The sequence below is a fragment of the Methanohalophilus sp. RSK genome, assembly GCF_003722075.1.
Classification (GTDB): domain Archaea; phylum Halobacteriota; class Methanosarcinia; order Methanosarcinales; family Methanosarcinaceae; genus Methanohalophilus.
Genome location: NZ_RDSK01000013.1, coordinates 93,292 through 111,827 on the forward strand (window position 1 = coordinate 93,292; position 18,536 = coordinate 111,827).

The following is an 18,536-nucleotide window of genomic DNA, read 5'->3' on the forward strand; positions in this document are numbered from 1 at the left end:
AAGCATTTACCTCCTTTTTTCATCCAAAATCATACTGGGGATTTTTTTCTTATAGAAATGCTGATTTATTAGGTAAAGACATATGAAAGGAATTCTACAGAGAATGATTTCATTTATGCAAATAATGCAGGGGGTTCAGGAGGCCCGGAGGTTTTTTGGACTCGAACCAGTTGCCTCCCAGGTACAATTTATGATCTGTAACAGGGTATTTTTCCCATATTTCAAGATGCAACATGGCAGGGTTTTTTCCTTTGAGTGCCTGGATGTATCGGGGTGATGTGCTATCTATCATCGCAGGGTTGAGTACCTGTCCGACTTCTCCAATCCGGTCATATTTTTTGACCCTTGAACCTTTTTCCGGAATGGTAATGCACATCTCTCCGTATTTGTAATATGTCCCGGAATTTCCCCGTACTATTAGATGGTAGGTTTCATTCCAGTACTCTATCATTGAGGAAGAGGTCATGATTTCAATTTCTACAACTTCCCCTTCCTCTATGGCAAAAACCGGGGTTCCTTTTTCTGCATAAAGGTCAATGCCACAGTGGTGGCGGTCTTTTCTGTCTTCCCAGAAACAACCCGCTTCACCATCATCTGGTATATGTACCGATACTGGTAGGGGGCAGTTTTTTTCATTCTCTGCTTCCATAGCCTCCTCCTCCGGGAGTTTTAATCACGAATACATCTCCCTTTTCCACCTCTACTTCATCAGCGGCTGTAAGTTCAATAGTTTTCCCACTTTTCTTTTTTAAGATATTTTCGCCGGTGCTTGCAGCTTCCCCTCCTGCCATTCCCTTTGGCGGGTATTTCCTGTGGCTTGAAAGAATTGCTGCCTTCATTTTTTTGAGAAAACGTATCTTTCTGACCACGCCGTTGCCTCCCCGGAATTTCCCCCCTCCTGCGGTACCACTCCTAATATTGAATTCCTCTATTCTGACAGGAAAACGTAATTCCATGATTTCGGGGTCTGTGATCAGGGAATTAGTCATGTGTGTCTGAACCGCATCTTCTCCATCAAAACCATTGCCTGCTCCCGCTCCTCCGCAGATGGTCTCATAATACTGGAATCTGTCATTGCCGAATGTGAAATTATTCATTGTTCCCTGGGACGGTGCAAGTATATCGAGGGCTCCGTAAAGGCAATCTACAATGTATTGGGAAGTTTCGACATTGCCGGCCACAACAGCTGCAGGATATGAAGGATTAAGCATCGAATTTTCGGGAATGATTATAGTAATAGGCCTGAGGCAGCCCGAGTTGAGCGGGATATCATCCTGCACAAGTGTCCTGAATACGTAAAGTACCGCCGCTTTGCAGACTGCAGACGGTGCATTGAAATTGCTTTCCGTTTGAGGTGAAGTGTTTGTAAAATCGATGATTGCTTTTGTGTTTTCCCTGTCAATTCTTACCCTTACTGCAATTTTACTGTCATCATCCAGTCTGTACTCGAAGTCTCCATCTTCTAAAATATCAATCACTCTTTCCACTGCCATTTCAGCATTATCCTGTACGTGTTGCATGTATGCAGTAATGGTTTTCAGGGAATATGTATCAACAAGCTTGCGGAGTTCTTCTATTCCTTTCTGGTTGGCAGCAATTTGTGCTTTGAGATCTGCGATGTTCTGGTCGGGGTTTCGAGGGGGGTATGTTGCCTGATTGAAAAGTTCAACCAATTCTTCTTCCCGAAAAATTTCTTGCTCTGTAAGTTTGAATTCTTCAATAAGAACTCCTTCTTCCTCGATCCTTTTGCTTAATGGTGGCATGGAACCCGGAGTAATCCCGCCGATATCTGCATGGTGGCCTCTGGATGCAACATAAAATTGTGATTTTCCGTTGCTAATAAGCGGGGAAACTGCGGTGATATCAGGGAGGTGGGTCCCTCCATGATAAGGGGAATTGAGAATGTAGGTATCACCTTTGCTGAAATCATTTTCATGATTGCGGATTACCTCTTTTACTGCATCTTCCATGGAGCCCAGATGTACCGGGATGTGGGGCGCATTTGCAACAAGGTTACCGTTGCCATCAAAGATTGCACAGGAGAAGTCCAGTCTCTCCTTTATATTCACCGAATGGGCTGCATTGCGCAACCTGTATCCCATCTGCTCGGCGACTGACATGAAACGGTTATTGAAAATCTCAAGCATGACGGGATCAACTTCAGTACCAATATCCGGCTTGGGTTTTGTTATCTTTTTTTCCAGCAGCAAATGATTGTGTTCTGTTACGCAAGCCTGCCATTCTTTTTCCAGTACAATGGTAGTTGTATCTTCCATGATTAAGGCAGGACCGGTGATCCGATTGCCGGGTTTGAGACCATCCCTTGTGAACAAAGGTATCCGGTGCCATCTCCCTTCCATGTAAACTTCCTTTGAAGATGCAGGTTTAGGGCTTTTATCTGTCAATAAATGGGTAGTTTCCGCAGGTGTCTGGTTTCTGCCGATAATTTCCACATAAACAGAATCCACTACCAGTTTTCTATTTTCGCTTACAAAACCAAAACGTTCTATGTGCAGGTTGTGAAAAGCTTTTGTCATTTCGTCTATAGGGCCACATGGCACATCAAAAGTGGTTTCAGTACCTTCATATTTCAGGCGGACCCTTTCCAAGGTTTCAATGTCAATATTCCTGTCACCTGTTGCAAGCATGCGTTCCATTCCTTTTTCAGAAAGGCCTTTTGTAACACGTGCCAGTTCTTTTTCCACTCCTTCTTTAAGATACTTTTCCAGGGCCTTCTCCTCGATTATCCGTCTGTCTGCAAGTCCCATCCCGTACGCTGACAGTACTCCTGCAAAGGGATGAATCAGTATTTTTCCAATACCCAGAGAATCAGCTACAAGGCCCGCATGCTGGGCTCCCGCGCCTCCGAAACAACAGAGAATGTAATCTTCAAGATGATATCCTCTTTTCACCGAAATATGCTTGATGGCATTAGCCATATTTTCCACTGCCACTTTCAGGAAACCTTCTGCCACTTCTTCCGGTTTCATGCTTTTGCCGGTTTGCAGTTTTATTTCTTCTGCAAGTTCACGGAATTTTTCCACAACAATGTCCCTGTCAAGAGGTAAATCCGCATTCTCACCGAAAATTTGGGGGAAATTCTGTGGGTTTATCTTGCCCAGCATTACGTTACAGTCAGTAACGGTAAGTGGTCCTCCTTTCCTGTAGCAGGCGGGTCCGGGATCGGCGGCCGCAGAATCAGGTCCTGCCTGGAACCTGCCATCTTCAAAATGCAGGATGGATCCACCGCCTGCGGCAACAGTATGTATGTTCAGCATGGGGGTGTGCAGGTGTGTTCCCGAGACAGTTGATTCAAGGGTTCGTTCCATTTCTCCCCTGTAATGGGCTACATCGGTGGATGTTCCTCCCATATCAAAACTGATTACCCGGTCAAACCCTGCCATCCTGCAGACTTCTGCCGATCCTACGATACCGCCGGCAGGACCCGAGAGAATACTGTCTTTGCCCCTGAAACTGTCTCCGTCTACAAGTCCGCCGCTGGATTGCATGAAGAAAAGATCAGTCGGGTTTTTCTGGTCATTGAGTTTATTGCGTACCAGATTTACATAATGTTCCAGCACAGGGGACAGGTATGCATCCACAACTGTTGTTTCTGCCCGGGCAACCAGTTTGCTTAACGGGCTTGTGCGATGGGAGAGGGATATATTGGTATATCCTACAACATGTGCAATCTTTTCTATTTGCTCTTCGTGAGCAGGATAGCGAAACGAATGCATAAGGGCAACTGCGACCGAGCGATAACCCTTATTATAATATTCCATAAGTTTTTCTTTGATGTCCTCACAGTCCAGAGGAGTTACTATTGTTCCGTCAGAGTTGTACCTTTCCCTGGCTTCAATAACTTTCTCACAGAGGACTTCAGGTTTTTTGATTTCAAGTGCAAATATGGAGGGGCGGTTCTGGTATCCTATTTTCAGGATATCCCTGAACCCTTCCGTTATTACAAGTACCGTAGGTTCTCCCCTGCGCTCAAGCAGTGCATTTGTTCCTACGGTGGTTCCCATACGGATAGATGTAATTTTTTCTGCGGGAAGGGTTTCATCTTTTCCAAGATTCAGGACCTGTCGGATTCCTTCTATAGCAGCATCTTCGTATTGTTCAGGATTGTCTGAGAGGAGTTTGTGTGTCAGGAGCTCCCCATCCGGTTTTAGGGCCACTATATCGGTGAAGGTACCTCCTCTATCAATCCAGAAGTCCCAGGAATTTGAATTATTTTGCATGTTTTCACAGCTATTATTCTGCAAAAATGTTTATATGTGGTTTACAATCTTCTTTCAATGCCATTTTAGGAATTTGATTTACAATTATTTCATTACATAAATTCCATTCAGGCTCTTGATTTTATAATGGTTCCCCTGACAATAGCGGGAAACCTGTTTATATGGTTGTTAATCGCTGCATTTCTATATATATTTAAAGGTAAACCCTGTGCAGCCTACTACTTGACGCTTTTGTTTGCGGTTTGGGCGGTAGTTTTTGTGCTGAAATCATTGTTCATGGTTCCCAGGCCAGAAACAGGACGTATCCTTGTGGATGCAGCAGGCTATTCTTTTCCCAGCAGTCACACAGCACTAGCTTTTGGAACTGCCAGTTTTTTGCATCCGGTTTCAGGCAAATCAAGTTATTTGTTCTGGATATTTGCCATAATGATGGGAATCAGCCGGATTGCAGTAGGTGTGCATTATCCTTCGGATGTTATAGCAGGTGCAATAGCAGGTTTTATTCTGGGTTATGCAGGTTTGCTTTTGTATCCTGCATTAGTAAGAAAAGTAAAAAGGTTTAGAATTGATTAAGCCGGGTTTGCCTGCACTGGCATTTTTCCCCGGGAATTTCCAGTGGATATACTTCTGTCAGACATCCCATACAGAGATCTTCTTTGTCAAGACCTATGGCTTTGACCAGTCCATCGACACTTAGATAGCCCAGGGAATCTGCGTTTATGGTGTTACAAATATTCTCCACTTTGTTGTTGGCCGCAATTAATTCCTCACGTGTGGCCATATCAATTCCCATATAGCAGGGGGCAATTATAGCGGGGCTTCCGATTCTGGCGTGTACTTCTCTGGCGCCAGCATCTTTTATCATATTGACGATTTTCCGGGAAGTAGTTCCCCTTACAACACTGTCATCGATGAGTACTATCCTTTTGTTCTCTATGTTTTCTGTAATAGTGTTCATCTTGAGCCTGACAGCTGTTTCCCTCATTTCCTGGCCCGGAAGAATAAAGGTCCTGCCAATATAGCGGTTTTTCATCAAACCCTCCTGATACTGGATGCCGGATTCCCGGGTATATCCGACAGCAGAAGTAATGCCCGAATCTGGTACCGGGGAAATAATATCAGCTTCAATTGGATGTTCTTTTGCAAGTTCTCTGCCAATACGTTCCCTTACTTTGTAGACAAGCTGGCCATCAATTACAGAGTCGGGTCTTGCAAAATAGATATATTCAAAAACACAATGTGCCGCATGCGTGGTATTATAAACCTGATGGCTTTCCACTTCACCATCTTTTAATACAACAACCTCGCCGGGTTTTACATCCCGGATAAGTTTGCCGTTTAATGTATCAATGGCCACACTTTCGGATGCTACTACCAATCCAAGGTCTGTTTTTCCTATACAGAGAGGTTTGATTCCAAGCGGATCCCGGGCGGCTATCAGGAGGTCATCGATCATTATGGCCAGTGAATATGACCCCTCAAGCCTGTTCATCACACTTTTAATAGATTCTACAGGTCCGTGTTTTAGCAGTTCCTTTACCAGAAGGTGGGCAATAACTTCGGTGTCAGAATCGGTAATGAAAATCCTGCCTTCTGATTCCAGTTCGTCCCTCAGGTCACTGCCGTTTACCAGATTGCCGTTGTGGGCAATAGCTACAGTACCACTTTTGTAATTCACAATAAGGGGCTGGCAATTTTCTATGCGCGACTGGCCTGTTGTGGAATAGCGGACATGGCCGATTCCCACATGGCCTACAAGTTTTGCAATGTCTTCCCTTGCATAAACTTCCGGGACAAGTCCCATCCCTTTCAGTGAATGGGTTGAGCCGCCATTATAAACTGTAATGCCGGTGGATTCCTGTCCCCTGTGCTGTAGTGCATAGAGAGAATAGTAAATCTGAAGTGCGGCGGTTTTTGATTGGGATTTTGTATCATCCAGCAAAATCCCTACAACACCGCATTCTTCCTTCATTTGCACCTCAGCAAAAGAATAGAGTGATCAGTATTTGCACTTGCGCTGCCACTTGTAACTTCTCATACGTGAGGTCTTACCAAATCCGCAGGATGTGCACTGTTTGGTGTGGATATTAAGAGATACGCTACCGCAACGTCTGCATTTAGCATGTGTACGTTTCTGTCTTTTTCCTCTTGAGGGAGTACCTTTTGACATTATTTATCACCTTGTAATATGGATAGTAGTAATCAGTATTCTGAAGGGTACCATTGATTGCCCTGATTATTCTTATAGGTTACGGAGATACATATACAACATTATCGCCACGGACAACAACGCTGCCAATCTTGCGGACTATTTCTCCTTCCTTGATTTCTTCAGCTTCATCCAGTACCAGATTCATGTGAACGTCATATCCCTGAAGTGTTCCACGAAATTCTCGTGCACCTTTCAATCTTACGATTACGGCTGTGCTTAATGCGTTGTTCAGTATATCCAGAGGTCTGTTTCCCATATTGAATTGCCCCGTAGGTATAAATATTTAAATTTAAGTTACCCAAACGAATTTAATTGGGTGTTTGCATGTAATAATGTAAATCTCTCATGGTGCAAATACTATATATAAAGCTATCGCAGATATTCTGCATCAGTCAAAGAAATTATCATCAGGTGAAATTATATGAGCAATACAAAGGTAGCCCTTACGATAGCAGGTTCGGATTCCGGCGGCGGTGCCGGCATAGAAGCAGACATTCGTACCTTTTCGGCACTGGGGATGCATCCCACATGCGCCGTTACATGCATCACCTCCCAGAACACAATGGGACTGCAGGATTCAACGGAGGTGCCTCTATCCCATATATCCTCTCAGATTTATGCGGTATGTACGGATATGGATGTAAAGTGGGCAAAAACAGGAATGCTTTCTTCTCCTGAAATTATCGATGTGGTTGCATCTGAGGTAAAGAAGCATCGTCTTAAACTGGTTGTGGATCCTGTAATGACTGCCGAGGCAGGGGGCACATTGCTTGCAGAATCTGCGCTTAGTATCCTGAAAGAAAAATTGTTGCCTCTGGCTTTTGTTGTAACTCCCAACATATATGAGGCAAAAGCCCTGTCAGGAGTTACGATAAACACCTGGGAAGATGGGCAGAAAGCAGCTCGCAGGATAGCAAAACTCGGTGTGGATAATGTAATAATCACAGGAGGTCATTTTGATGCTTCGGATCTTGTCTATGAATCCCACAATGACACATTTACAACAATATCAAGCCGATTTGTTGAAGGGGGAACTCATGGTTCTGGGTGTACCTATTCAGCGGCTTTGCTTGTTTATCTCTCAAATGAATTGAGAGTACCCGAGGCTGCAAGGTGTGCCAAAAGATTTGTAGAAAATGCCATTTCTAAAAGTACCGATGTTGGAATGGGTGTATCCCCTGTAGATCCGCTTGCTTTTCTGCGTAATTCAGCTGCAAAATACCATACTTTAGTGAATACTACCGAGGCCCTGGATATCCTGCTTTCGGAAAAGGCTTTTTCAAAACTTATCCCCGAGGTAGGATGCAATGTTGCTATGGCGACTCCTGAGGCTGCAACAATATCAGATGTAGCCGGTGTACATGGTCGTATAACCCTTTCAAAAGACAAGCCTGTGGCATCAGGTTGTGTTGGGTTTGGTGCCAGTAAACATGTAGGGAGTGTGGTTCTTGCTGCTATTCATTCCAATCCTGATACCAGGGCATGCCTGAATGTGAAATATAGCAAGGAGATACTTGCTGCCTGCAGCCAGATGGGTTTTGGCATAGCTTCTTTTGAACGTAAGGACGAGCCTTCCGATATGAGTACAATGGATTGGGGCACGGCTTATGCAATAGAAAAATACGGCAAGGTTCCGGAAGTCATATATGATGAAGGCGATGTCGGGAAAGAACCCATGATAAGGCTGCTTGGCAAGAGTGCGACAGATGTTGTGGAGATGGCCCTGCGAATAGTTGAAAGAATTAACTGATAGATTTTGGGTATAGGTATAAGTATGTACAGATTTATACCTAATATTTGTTATTTCCAGTATTAAATGGAGGAATATTGTATCGCAGTAGGGGGTGGATGATTTTTATTTGACGATAGTCATAGTTATATTGACATCGCTGGTGATCCTGCTGCTCCAGTATCTTTTTAAAAAATCTTTGATTTTTAAGGGTGACACTTTCATAAGGAATCTTGTCTTTACCCTTATAACATTCCTGGGTATGATGCTGGTTATATTTTCCCTGCCGATATCCAGTGATTCAAAACAGATCATTGTAAGTGCGATAGGTATTATTGTTGGTGCTACGGTAGCTCTTTCTTCTACCACTTTTGTTTCAAATGGAATGTCCGGTATAATGGTTCGGCTCATCAAGCCATTCTATGTGGGGATTACATAAGAAGTGGTGATATTTTTGGCAGGGTGACGGACAAAACTATACTCTATACACGAATCCAATCAGAAGATCGTGACCTGATCACCGTGCCAAACCTGAAACTAATGTCCAATCCCCTGATTACCATCCGCTCTTCGGGGACTATAATCTCTACCAATGTTTCACTGGCTTATGATATATGCAGGCAGGATATTGAAACCGCCTTACTCAAGGCGGCTGATGAGGCAGGCCTGGAGGATTCTTTCGTACATGTTCTTGAGCTAGGGGATTTCTCTGTTACCTACAAGGTGGGGGGGTCTGTTGAAAGAGACTAAAGCCTTGCTAACTGACCGTTCTAATTTTAAGAAGGAAGTGCTGGATTCCCTTCACAGGATGGATATTGAAATTGTATCTCCTACCTTCATGAACCAGAGGGTAATGAAGAATGGCAAAAGATTCATTCCTCCTCTGCGGGAAAGTAGGGAAAATGAGGAGGAATGCCGGCCTGATAGGAACTACATTCCTGAGATATTTACCGAAGAAATAATTTTTGGTAAGGCTATAGAGGCCGAAATGCTGGGAAAAGCCCGAAAAACGCTTGAATATTTCGATAATAAAAAGGCAAAAGTGGAAAAACAAATTTCCTGCCTTCCCGCAGAACCTGCCGAAATCCAGCAGAATCGGTGGTCGTCTATAAAGGATCGATTGGGCGACATAGAGCAGATTGTTACGGCATTGGAAAAGGCTCCGGAACCGGGAGAAATGGAATCATCTCCCGAAGGCCTGCTTCGCTCCAAGGTGCTTGAACACCTCCGCTCTATAATGGACAGCATTCTTGATGATTATAACCAAATGGTGGAAATAATGGAATCGGAATCCTGTGACATTGAGGACAAAAAATCCTACGGTTTATCAGAAAGTAAAGAATCTGTCAGTGAAAACGATGTTAATTAACTAACTTATTTAGGATCACTTTTAAATACCAGATTGCTATAGTGGCGGGATATGGACGTTGTATCATTTTTTATCTACTCTTTTGTTAGCATCCTCGTTATCGTGAGTCCTATCGGAGTAGTCGTGACGTTCATCTCACTAACAAGCAGCATGACACAGGAAGAAAAAAACAGTATAGCAACCCGTGCAACCCTTCTTGCCTGCGTGATATGCATTTTCTTTGCACTTACCGGTCATGGCATCCTCAATGTTTTCGGGATTAGCGTAGATTCCCTGAGGGTGGCTGGTGGAATATTGCTGTTCAAGGTAGCCTTTGACATGCTGCTCTCAAAAGTATCCGGTGAAAGCGTAACTGAAGAAGAAATTCATGAATCCCTCAGCCGTGATGATGTCTGGATATTTCCCATTGCCCTTCCATTGATGACAGGGCCTGCTACCATCACAACCGTAGTGGTGCTTTCAGGTACGTCTCCTTTAATTTCTTATAAACTAGTGGTATTGCTGTCAATCCTGCTGACGTTTGGCATATGTTTTGTGACTCTATATTATTCCCGTCGTATCTATAAATTAATAGGATATACCGGAGCTCATGTTATCACAAGGCTGCCCGGGCTTTTCCTTGCAGCTCTTGCGGTGGATTTTGTAACTCATGGTGTGTGGAATATATACAGTAACCTTGCAGGATTCACCTGACTGACATTACATCACAGCCGGCATTATGGATTACTCTTTCTGCTACACGTCCCAGGCGGAATGTTCCGTCAGAACCCATGCCCAATGTGCCCATTACAATCAGGTCTACGTTCTTATCGGAGGCAAAATCAAGGATTTCATTTGCCGGTTTGCCTTCGATATGTACTTTTTCGACATCTACACCCTTATTTTTCCCGAGTTCCTCGACGTAGGAAAGAACATTTTCTGCTTTTTCCTCGAGATGCTTCTTGCGCTCTATCTTCCAGTTCTCGTCGGCAATCTTTGCAAATGTACGCCATTGGGCCGGAGAAATATGTTCTGGAAGTGACACTTTCATTGCCGTTTTCCAGTCCCTGTGTATTGCTTCCTTTGTAAGGCCTCCGGGATCCAGTTCCATTACATAAAGTGCATAGACCTTTGAACCACATGCACTTGCTAAATCTATTCCCGATTGCACTGCTTTTCGGGCATTTTCGGAACCGTCAGTAGTTATTAATATAGTATTATATACCATTGGTACTCCCCCATAGGAACAAGGGGAGTACTCCAATAAATAAATAGCGAAATCAGCGCAATATTACGGCCATTACATCGCTGACCTCAAGGACGTCTACAGTCCTGCCCGCAGACGTGACTTCCTTTATTATTTCCACACTTTCAGGTTCCAGACTTATTTTTTCTCCATCAACTTCAATATCAATGGATCCAGACTCCTTCATCTGTGCAACCCTGGATGCATCCATGTTATTCAGGGTGGAGATTATACTACCAGCCTGTTTGCGGAATTTTGGTCCGATGATTCCCATGTTGGGTTTCACATCCACAGGCACATGTTCAAATTCGGGTTTTCCTTCTATAACTTCCACTGCAGAGTTTGTAGCTCCCTCAAGGTCTGTAACATCATCCATTACAGAATATATCTCGATCTTCTTTAAGGGAGCATTCAGAGCCATCCCACAATCTGATTTATATCTGCGTATACTGCTTGCGAGGTCTTTTATTATTTCACCCTGCTTCTCAGCAGTTTCATCGATTATTTCCCTGTTTGCAGAGGGCCATTTTTTTTGGTGGACGCTGCCTGTAGAAATATGAGAATAAACTTCCTCTGCAAAGAAAGGCGCAAAGGGTGCAAGCATGCGGGTCAGAGTTTCCAGGGTTGTGTGGAGGGTGTAGCGGGCTGCTTTCTTTGAAGTTTCATCCTCTCCATATAGTCTGGCTTTAACAAGTTCGATGTAATTGTCCGCAAGGGTTTCCCAGGCAAATCCGCGTATGGATTTGCAGGCTTCGTCGAACTGGTAGTTATCCATATTTTCGGTTACTGAAATTATCAGCCTGTTGAGTTTGCTGAGTAGCCAGCGATCTACTGTGCCCAGGCTGGATGTGGCAACTTCAGGGATTTCGGGTAGTACTTCTTCCAGATGGGACACTGAAAAGCGGAATATACTCCACATTTTGTTAAAGTATCTGGATCCTGATACTACATCTTTCCATCTAAACATTACATCAGAACCCGTAGAACCTCCGATTGCAGCCCACTGGCGGAAAGCATCAGAGCTGTACTGGTCAACGACCTCTTCCGGAGATATAATGTTGCCCCGGGATTTGCTCATCTTGTGTCCGTCTTCTCCGAGTACCATACCATTTATCATGATAGAGTCCCAGGGTTTGGAATCCTGAAGAGCTTTGGAGCGCAGTATGCTGTAAAATGCCCACGTGCGGATAATATCGTGGCCCTGGGGTCGCAGCTGTGCAGGTGATCTCATTTCATGATCTGTAAGCCAGCCTGTAACATGCAGGGCTGTCAGGGATGAGTCCATCCAGGTATCCAGTACATCTTCTTCAGCTTCAAAATCAGTCGAACCACATTCACAGGGTATTGGAGGTTTTGTCTGTGTGGGATCAAGAGGCAACCAGTCCTCTTCTGCAATCAGGGATTTTCCACACTTTTTGCAGTACCACACAGGTATGGGGGTGGCAAAAATACGCTGTCTGGATATGCACCAATCCCATTCCATGGTGTTTGTCCAGTTCTCCAGACGTATCTTCATGTAGTCGGGAATCCAGTTGATCTCATTTGCAGTCTCAAGGATTTTATCATTTTCTATTTTGACAAACCATTGCCTTTCAGAAAGGATCTCTATCGGTGTGTTGCACCGCCAGCACATTCCCACATTCTGGTCAAGGCTGTCCTGATCGTACAGGTAACCCTGCTCTTTGAGATCTCCAATGATTGCATCCTTGCATTCTGAAGATTTCATTCCTTCATACTTGCCGGCAATATCTGTCATAAAGCCATTCCGGTCAATTGCCTTGCGCAGGGGCAGGTTATGCTCGATCCACCAGCGTACATCCTGTTTGTCACCGAAGGTACATATCATTACCACGCCTGTACCGAATTCCGAATCGACCTCTTTGTCTGCGATTACAGGCACCTCATGCTCAAATAAAGGTACTTTTACATTTTCACCAATGTTTTCCTTATACCTTTCATCTTCGGGATTGATTGCCACAGCCACACAGGCAGCAAGGAGTTCGGGTCGGGTGGTGGCGATCTTGACTTTATCAAAGTTCAGGTAATTCAGTTTTGTGTCCCTTGCTTCATATTCGACTTCTGCAAAGGCAATAGCTGTTTCACAGCGCGGACACCAGTTCACCGGATGATCGGCCTGATAGATACGTCCCTGTTTTTGCATCTGGACAAAGGAGTGCTGTGTTTTTACGAAATACTCCGGCTTCATTGTGATGAATTCGTTACTCCAATCCACCGAAAAACCCAGCATGCGCATTGTCTGGCGCATTTTCTCTATATTTCCGATTGTAAGTTCTTCACAGAGTTTCCTGAATTCAGCTCTTGGAACTTGATTTTTTGTGATGCCATGTATTTCTTCTACCTTCACCTCAGTGGGAAGGCCATGACAGTCCCATCCCTGTGGGAACATAACATTGAATCCCTGCATGCGTTTGTATCTTGCAACAAAATCGATATAACACCAATTTAGGGAATTTCCTATATGGAAATTGCCCGTAGGATAGGGAGGGGGGGTATCTATTATATACTGGGGTTTATTCTCATCTTCCCAATCAAAATGGTACATTGACATGTCCCAGGCATTCTGCCATCTTTTTTCCACTTCTTGGGGGTTATATTCTTTAGGGATCGTCATCAGGACACTCCGATAATTATGATAAATAAGTTTGATATTCAGTACCGGATGGCATAATGTATGTATATCCGGCAAATCTCGAACAACATCTTGTCTAATCTTATATTAAAGGTTTGCTTATGTGTGAAATGCCTTCTATAGAATAGCATGGTCACAGAATATGGTTTGGTGAACTCAATTTAAGTTATGCAATGAGTGAAACAAAGGTACCAGCTATGATTATTGCCACGATTGATGCGGATAAAAAAAGACTGGAGTAAAATATAAGATCTCTGTCATGTTCCTGCACTCCGTACATCAGGCCAAAAATGGTTATAAATATTCCGCCAACAGCTATAGCTATCAGATCACGGTATGCCGTATACAGAAAAAGAATTGTAATGATATAGAGTACTGCTATAAGATAGGGGTTGCGATATAATGATCTTTCTTTTTTCATCCTGTCACCTGGGTACTTTTTTATCAGACATGGCCTGCAACTTGGTGCGGTTACCAGAGTTTTTAAAATTAATGTTTTTGATGGTTGTAATTATAATATTCAAATTACAAAAGCTACAAAAGGAAAGTTTAGTAATTATTCCCTCTCTTCGGGAGGTTTCCAGCCAAAACGTTTCATAACCATCTTTATACGGGCATTAACTTCCCTTTTGTCAAAGGGTTTTGAAATATAATCATCAATACCCAGTTCCATTCCCTTTAGTTTGTCATCTACTTTTGTTTTGGCTGTAATCATGATAATTGCAATGTCTCTTGTGTCCCTTTTCTTTTTCAGGGTCTCAACGACCTCATAACCGTCCATATCCGGCATCATTATATCCAGTAATATAAGATCGGGAAGTTCTTCTCTTGCAATTTCGATAGCATCTTTCCCGTTATATGCAACTAAAAAATCGTAGGGTTCATCTTTAAGGGACAATTTCAAAAGATCGGGAATATCGGGTTCATCATCTACAATAAGTATTTTTAGTCTTTCTTTTTTGATCTTTTTCTGGATATAGTATAGATTGATTTTTCCCTTGTCCACTACGTATTTCACATCAAGACTTTTCAGTCCCATTTCAACATGCATCTCTCCGGTATCCGAGGCATCTATTACAACATCGAAAAAGGATACCAAAGTTCCTTCTTTTTCACCAGCAGAACCTTTATTGAGCATTGAAACAGCGCTTCCTTCATGCTGGTGGACATTTGACATAACGTATTTCAGGAAATTTTCAACGACCTGGAGATTATCCTTTGAAAGGATATTCATGTCATCAATGACCATTATTGATCCGGGCATTTCAGAAAATAGTTTAGAGGTATGTGACCCGATTTTCATATAATCGGTCTGGGAAGAATAGTAAAGGGTATTTTCTTTTTTCTCTTTTGAAGGATCTTCAATATCTATAAACCACATTCTATCCAGATAGTTTCCAATTCCCATCTCATAATCTCTAAAATTAGCTATTATCCTGTCTCTTGAGTTTTTCAGACAGAGCCATATTATACTCTTTTGATCATCATTTTCGAGTATGGAATGAATATAAAAATAGATTAACCTTTCACTGGATACACTTGCAGGAGCCAGAAAAACAGTAGTTTTGTCGGCAAGTCCTTCACGAAATGTATCCATAATCTCTGCGGTATCTTCGCCGGACATTTCCCTCTACTCCTCCTGATATCTCTATTTGGCGTTTTAGAATATTAATGTTTGGGACTTCTGTTCACAATGTAATAAGTCCCATACATTTTTTATTAATCCCCGAGTTGCTTTTCTACCATCCGGCGACCCAGTGCAAGACCTTCGTCAATCTTTGAACTATCCTAGCCTCCACCACGTGCCATTGAAGGTTTACCTCCTCCACCTCCACCGGTTAGACTTGCTATTTCACGTACGATGTTTCCTACGTTAACCCCTTTTGAAACTGCACTGTCACCCGCAGCAGCTGCGATCTTGACACCTTCATGATCACTTAAGAGTAATGCAACAATATCGTCACTTGAAGCAAATTCTCCTGCCATTCGGGTAAGTTCATCGGCATCTGCACCGTCTACTCTTGAACTTATAAAGCGAATCTCCTTTATCTGTTCAGTATTTTCGATTAAATGGTTTACGCGGGATTCTGCCAGTTCTTTCTTGAGCCGGATGTTTTCTTTCTTAAATTCTTTCCATTCAGTGAAGAAGCGTTCAATGGTTGACGGTAGTTGCTCGGGAGCTACCCTCAAAGTTTCTGCAGAACTTCTGAGAAGTTTATCCCTTGTCTGGAAAGCTACAACAGCAGCTTCGCCTGCTGCATATTCAATACGTTCTACTCCATCCTGTATCCGTTCTGTCTTCAGAATCTTGATGGGGCCTACCTGTCCTGTAAAGGTGCAGTGGGTCCCTGCACAGGCTTCAATATCGTTTCCTACATGCAATACGCGAATGCGGTCTCCTGGGGGTACTCCGCCCTGGTAAAGGCAAAATCCATATCTTTTTTCGGCGGTACTGCGATCCATCCACTCACTGATCACTCGCTTATTCTCCATTACCATCTGGTTTGCAATCATCTCTATCTCATTGATTTCCTCAGGAGCAATCCTTTTGTAATGAGAAATATCGAGCCTGGCACGATCGGCGAATTTCTGTGCGCCTGCCTGCCATATATGTTCTCCCAGCACCTGCCGCGCTGCATCATTTATTATATGGGTTGCAGTATGATTTCTTGCATGCGCCATACGACGCTTTTCATCCACTTTACCCGTAACCATATCTCCTTTTCGAATATGGAGTTCATCTTCGATTTCTTCTATGGTATGGATGACCACGCCGTCAAATATCTGGACATCGATCACTTTGAGTAAGGAATCATCTACCATGAATGTGCCATGGTCAGGTGGCTGTCCCCCTCCTTCCGGATAGAGAAGTGTGCTGTCGAGCACTATATTATTGTCAAAAACATCAAGAACAACAGCTTCGAATTCCATTCTTTTTGGCTCATCGTAGAAAAGCCGTTTTGTAGGAGGGAGTTTCTTGAGACGACCTGCATGGGGGATTTCTTTTTCTTCTTCCTGTACGGATCTGCTGTGACGCTCAGCGACAAGGGAGTAAAAATTATCTGGTAGTTCGACTTCCACTCCAACTTCAGAGGCAGCTTCTTTGGATATCTCAGCCGGTATGCCATGACTGTCATACATGTCTATAACAGTGTCAAGAGGCATTTTTTCTCCCTTCTTCTTGTAGTGCTTTGCAGATTTTTGTATGAGTTTCTTCCCGCGCTGCAGGGTTTCCTGGAATTTCTTTTCTTCATTATCCAGTATGTCGTTTATTACATCAAATCTGTCGGCGAATTCAGGATATTCAGGGAGATGGTTGATGTGCATCTGTATAATGTCAGATAGCGGGATTGTGATGCCAAGGTCCTGCATCATTTTCATTGTACGTCTGATCACAAGTCTTGCAAGATATCCTGCTTTGACATTTGAAGGTATTATTCCGTCACCCATCATAAATGTTATACAACGGGCATGGTCTGCAATGGCATATGCCGTTTCAACGGGCTCCATTATGGTGCCCAGTTTATCAGCAGTAATTCCTATGTTTGAAGCTACCTGTTTGCGCAATTCCAGCAGGTTTGCCTTTTCGCTCACATCCATCAGGCCTGCAAGCCGGGCGTTCTGGGATAAAATATTTGCATAATCCTTATCTTCCAGCCGATGCTCCACTCCTGCCAATTCCATGAGTTCCCCCACAACTTCCGGGAATATGGCATCGTATACAGTAGGGGTGCCCTGGGACGCCCATACCAGCCTTTCCAATCCGTACCCTGTGTCCACTATGTAATTGTCCATTTTCCTGTAGGTATCACCTTTGATCACGATATCTCCGTCTTTGGATTGCCGGAGATTCATAAACACAAGGGTTGCCACTTCCAGGCCGCCTATGAGAACTTCAACACAGGCACCGGCGTTTCCGCCACCTGCCCAGGGTTCCTCCTTGTAGGTTACAGCAAAAGGATCTACTCCAAGTTCGTTGAGCAGGCCGTCGCAAAGTTGTAATGTCTGGTCTTTCCAGTAGATCTCATTATCCTTTTTGTTGAATGCGTGGTGTGCCATCATCTCAAAGGTAGTCAGATGTCGGCCACTTCTTCCTACTGCATCCAGGTCAGAAAGACGAATGCATGGTTGGGATATGGTGAGTGGGTTTGCAGGGGGTGCAACCTGTCCGGACGTTACAAAGGGCTGGAAATCTGCTATGGAGGCGATAGTAAGATAGATATCATTTCTCCAGCGTGCTATCACAGGGTATCTTTCAATACGTGTGTGTCCATTTTTCTCAAAGTAACTAAGATAAAACTCCCTCATCTGTGCAAGATTAAACTTTTTCTTGAAGACGGGGTTGCCGATGAATGAATATGGGTCACAGGGTGCATCTCCGCATGTATCCCTGTCTCTGTCACGGGTCCAGAAATAACTGCCACATTTTTGGCACTGTTTTCTGATAAAACCGTTTTCGTAGAAGAAATTTATATCGTATTCCTCTTCAAGCATAATAATCCCAAATTGAATAGTTAATCGTAACAATAGAACCTTAGATTCTTATGCCTAATGCCCCCATGTTTAAAAATATTTCTCATATATACACTTCTCAATGAGTTATTATTTGATATTTATATTTATTATACCATATTTTTTGAACACACACAGTCATTAATACGCTCTTTTTCGACCAATTTGTGTACATTTGGATTATATGAATGTCCATAAGTAGTTTCTCTTATTGAGGAGATGATATTAATGCAGACTATTAATTACATGTCAATGGTTTTCAGGGGTGCAGTAGAAGATTATGAAAAAACCGGTGTTCATCCTTCGGTATTCCTTGATTCAAATGGTGAGCTCCAAATATATCTCTGTGATCCTGTTGCAGCGGAAGAAGAATTTGAAACTACGTATGGAATGGGTGACTATGAAGTTAACGGAGCCCAGTTTGTGGGTGACATTTCCGAAAATGAAAATATTCACGAAGTGAATTATGCAAAGTTAGTAACTCCCTTTTCCCTGAATGATTGAATTCTTTTATCCTTTCCTCCTTTTTATATGAATCAGTAAATATATAATCAAAACTCTTTTGTAATTTGTCTCTGTGCCATTACCTTATAGGTAG

Annotated in this window: 16 protein-coding genes and 1 pseudogene; 7 read left to right on the forward strand and 10 right to left on the reverse strand. The window is 43.2% G+C overall.

Annotated elements, in window-relative coordinates:
* Window positions 1-109 precede the first annotated feature (109 nt).
* Both EFE42_RS06505 and EFE42_RS06510 read right to left on the reverse strand, forming a co-directional pair.
* Window positions 110-649 (reverse strand): M23 family metallopeptidase, encoded by a 540-nt coding sequence (locus EFE42_RS06505; RefSeq protein ID WP_123136487.1) that lies wholly within the window; start codon window positions 647-649, stop codon window positions 110-112.
* Entirely contained in the window at window positions 633-4,241 is a 3,609-nt protein-coding gene (locus EFE42_RS06510) for a hydantoinase B/oxoprolinase family protein (RefSeq protein WP_123136488.1), read from the reverse strand. Before EFE42_RS06510 ends, EFE42_RS06505 begins: the two co-directional genes overlap by 17 nt.
* A 222-nt stretch (window positions 4,242-4,463) precedes the next feature.
* Between EFE42_RS06510 and EFE42_RS06515 the strand changes: the two genes are divergently transcribed.
* On the forward strand, window positions 4,464-4,814 hold the full coding sequence (locus EFE42_RS06515) for a phosphatase PAP2 family protein (RefSeq protein ID WP_233564752.1): 351 nt from the start codon (window positions 4,464-4,466) through the stop codon (window positions 4,812-4,814).
* Here the strand turns inward: EFE42_RS06515 and purF are convergent.
* The 3 genes from purF to EFE42_RS06530 form a co-directional block, all read right to left on the reverse strand.
* Window positions 4,801-6,213 (reverse strand): amidophosphoribosyltransferase, encoded by a 1,413-nt coding sequence (gene purF / locus EFE42_RS06520; RefSeq protein WP_123136490.1) that lies wholly within the window; start codon window positions 6,211-6,213, stop codon window positions 4,801-4,803. The two genes, EFE42_RS06515 and purF, sit on opposite strands and share 14 nt — an antisense overlap.
* A 27-nt stretch (window positions 6,214-6,240) precedes the next feature.
* Complete coding sequence (locus EFE42_RS06525) at window positions 6,241-6,411, reverse strand: 50S ribosomal protein L37e (protein ID WP_072358969.1); 171 nt, start codon at window positions 6,409-6,411, stop codon at window positions 6,241-6,243.
* Window positions 6,412-6,490: 79 nt separating this feature from the next.
* Entirely contained in the window at window positions 6,491-6,709 is a 219-nt protein-coding gene (locus EFE42_RS06530; protein ID WP_123136491.1) for an LSm family protein, read from the reverse strand.
* A gap of 165 nt (window positions 6,710-6,874) precedes the next feature.
* Here EFE42_RS06530 and thiD point away from each other — a divergent pair, with 165 nt between their 5' ends.
* The 5 genes from thiD to EFE42_RS06555 all read left to right on the forward strand — a co-directional run bounded on the left by thiD (window position 6,875) and on the right by EFE42_RS06555 (window position 10,244).
* Window positions 6,875-8,203, forward strand: a complete 1,329-nt coding sequence (gene thiD, locus EFE42_RS06535; protein ID WP_123136492.1) for a bifunctional hydroxymethylpyrimidine kinase/phosphomethylpyrimidine kinase — start codon at window positions 6,875-6,877, stop codon at window positions 8,201-8,203.
* A 109-nt stretch (window positions 8,204-8,312) separates the two neighbouring features.
* Complete coding sequence (locus tag EFE42_RS06540) at window positions 8,313-8,621, forward strand: hypothetical protein (protein WP_148039262.1); 309 nt, start codon at window positions 8,313-8,315, stop codon at window positions 8,619-8,621.
* A 23-nt stretch (window positions 8,622-8,644) separates the two neighbouring features.
* Complete coding sequence (locus EFE42_RS06545) at window positions 8,645-8,932, forward strand: mechanosensitive ion channel family protein (protein ID WP_233564753.1); 288 nt, start codon at window positions 8,645-8,647, stop codon at window positions 8,930-8,932.
* On the forward strand, window positions 8,919-9,551 hold the full coding sequence (locus EFE42_RS06550) for a hypothetical protein (protein ID WP_123136495.1): 633 nt from the start codon (window positions 8,919-8,921) through the stop codon (window positions 9,549-9,551). Before EFE42_RS06545 ends, EFE42_RS06550 begins: the two co-directional genes overlap by 14 nt.
* Before the next feature lie 51 nt (window positions 9,552-9,602).
* Window positions 9,603-10,244: a MarC family protein gene (locus tag EFE42_RS06555; protein ID WP_123136496.1), complete on the forward strand. Its 642-nt coding sequence runs from the start codon at window positions 9,603-9,605 to the stop codon at window positions 10,242-10,244.
* Here EFE42_RS06555 and EFE42_RS06560 read toward each other — a convergent pair.
* The 5 genes and pseudogenes from EFE42_RS06560 to alaS form a co-directional block, all read right to left on the reverse strand.
* Window positions 10,237-10,758, reverse strand: a complete 522-nt coding sequence (locus EFE42_RS06560; protein ID WP_123136497.1) for a universal stress protein — start codon at window positions 10,756-10,758, stop codon at window positions 10,237-10,239. The two genes, EFE42_RS06555 and EFE42_RS06560, sit on opposite strands and share 8 nt — an antisense overlap.
* Before the next feature lie 52 nt (window positions 10,759-10,810).
* Entirely contained in the window at window positions 10,811-13,408 is a 2,598-nt protein-coding gene (locus EFE42_RS06565; protein WP_123136498.1) for a valine--tRNA ligase, read from the reverse strand.
* Between the two features lie 184 nt (window positions 13,409-13,592).
* Window positions 13,593-13,847: a hypothetical protein gene (locus tag EFE42_RS06570; RefSeq protein WP_123136499.1), complete on the reverse strand. Its 255-nt coding sequence runs from the start codon at window positions 13,845-13,847 to the stop codon at window positions 13,593-13,595.
* A gap of 135 nt (window positions 13,848-13,982) precedes the next feature.
* Window positions 13,983-15,050, reverse strand: coding sequence for a response regulator transcription factor (locus EFE42_RS06575; protein ID WP_123136500.1), 1,068 nt, complete (start codon window positions 15,048-15,050; stop codon window positions 13,983-13,985).
* A gap of 95 nt (window positions 15,051-15,145) precedes the next feature.
* Window positions 15,146-17,920, reverse strand: a pseudogene (alaS, locus tag EFE42_RS06580) (alanine--tRNA ligase).
* Between the two features lie 246 nt (window positions 17,921-18,166).
* On the opposite strand from alaS, the gene EFE42_RS06585 reads away from it, so the two are divergent.
* Entirely contained in the window at window positions 18,167-18,442 is a 276-nt protein-coding gene (locus EFE42_RS06585) for a hypothetical protein (RefSeq protein WP_123136501.1), read from the forward strand.
* Window positions 18,443-18,536: the final 94 nt, after the last annotated feature.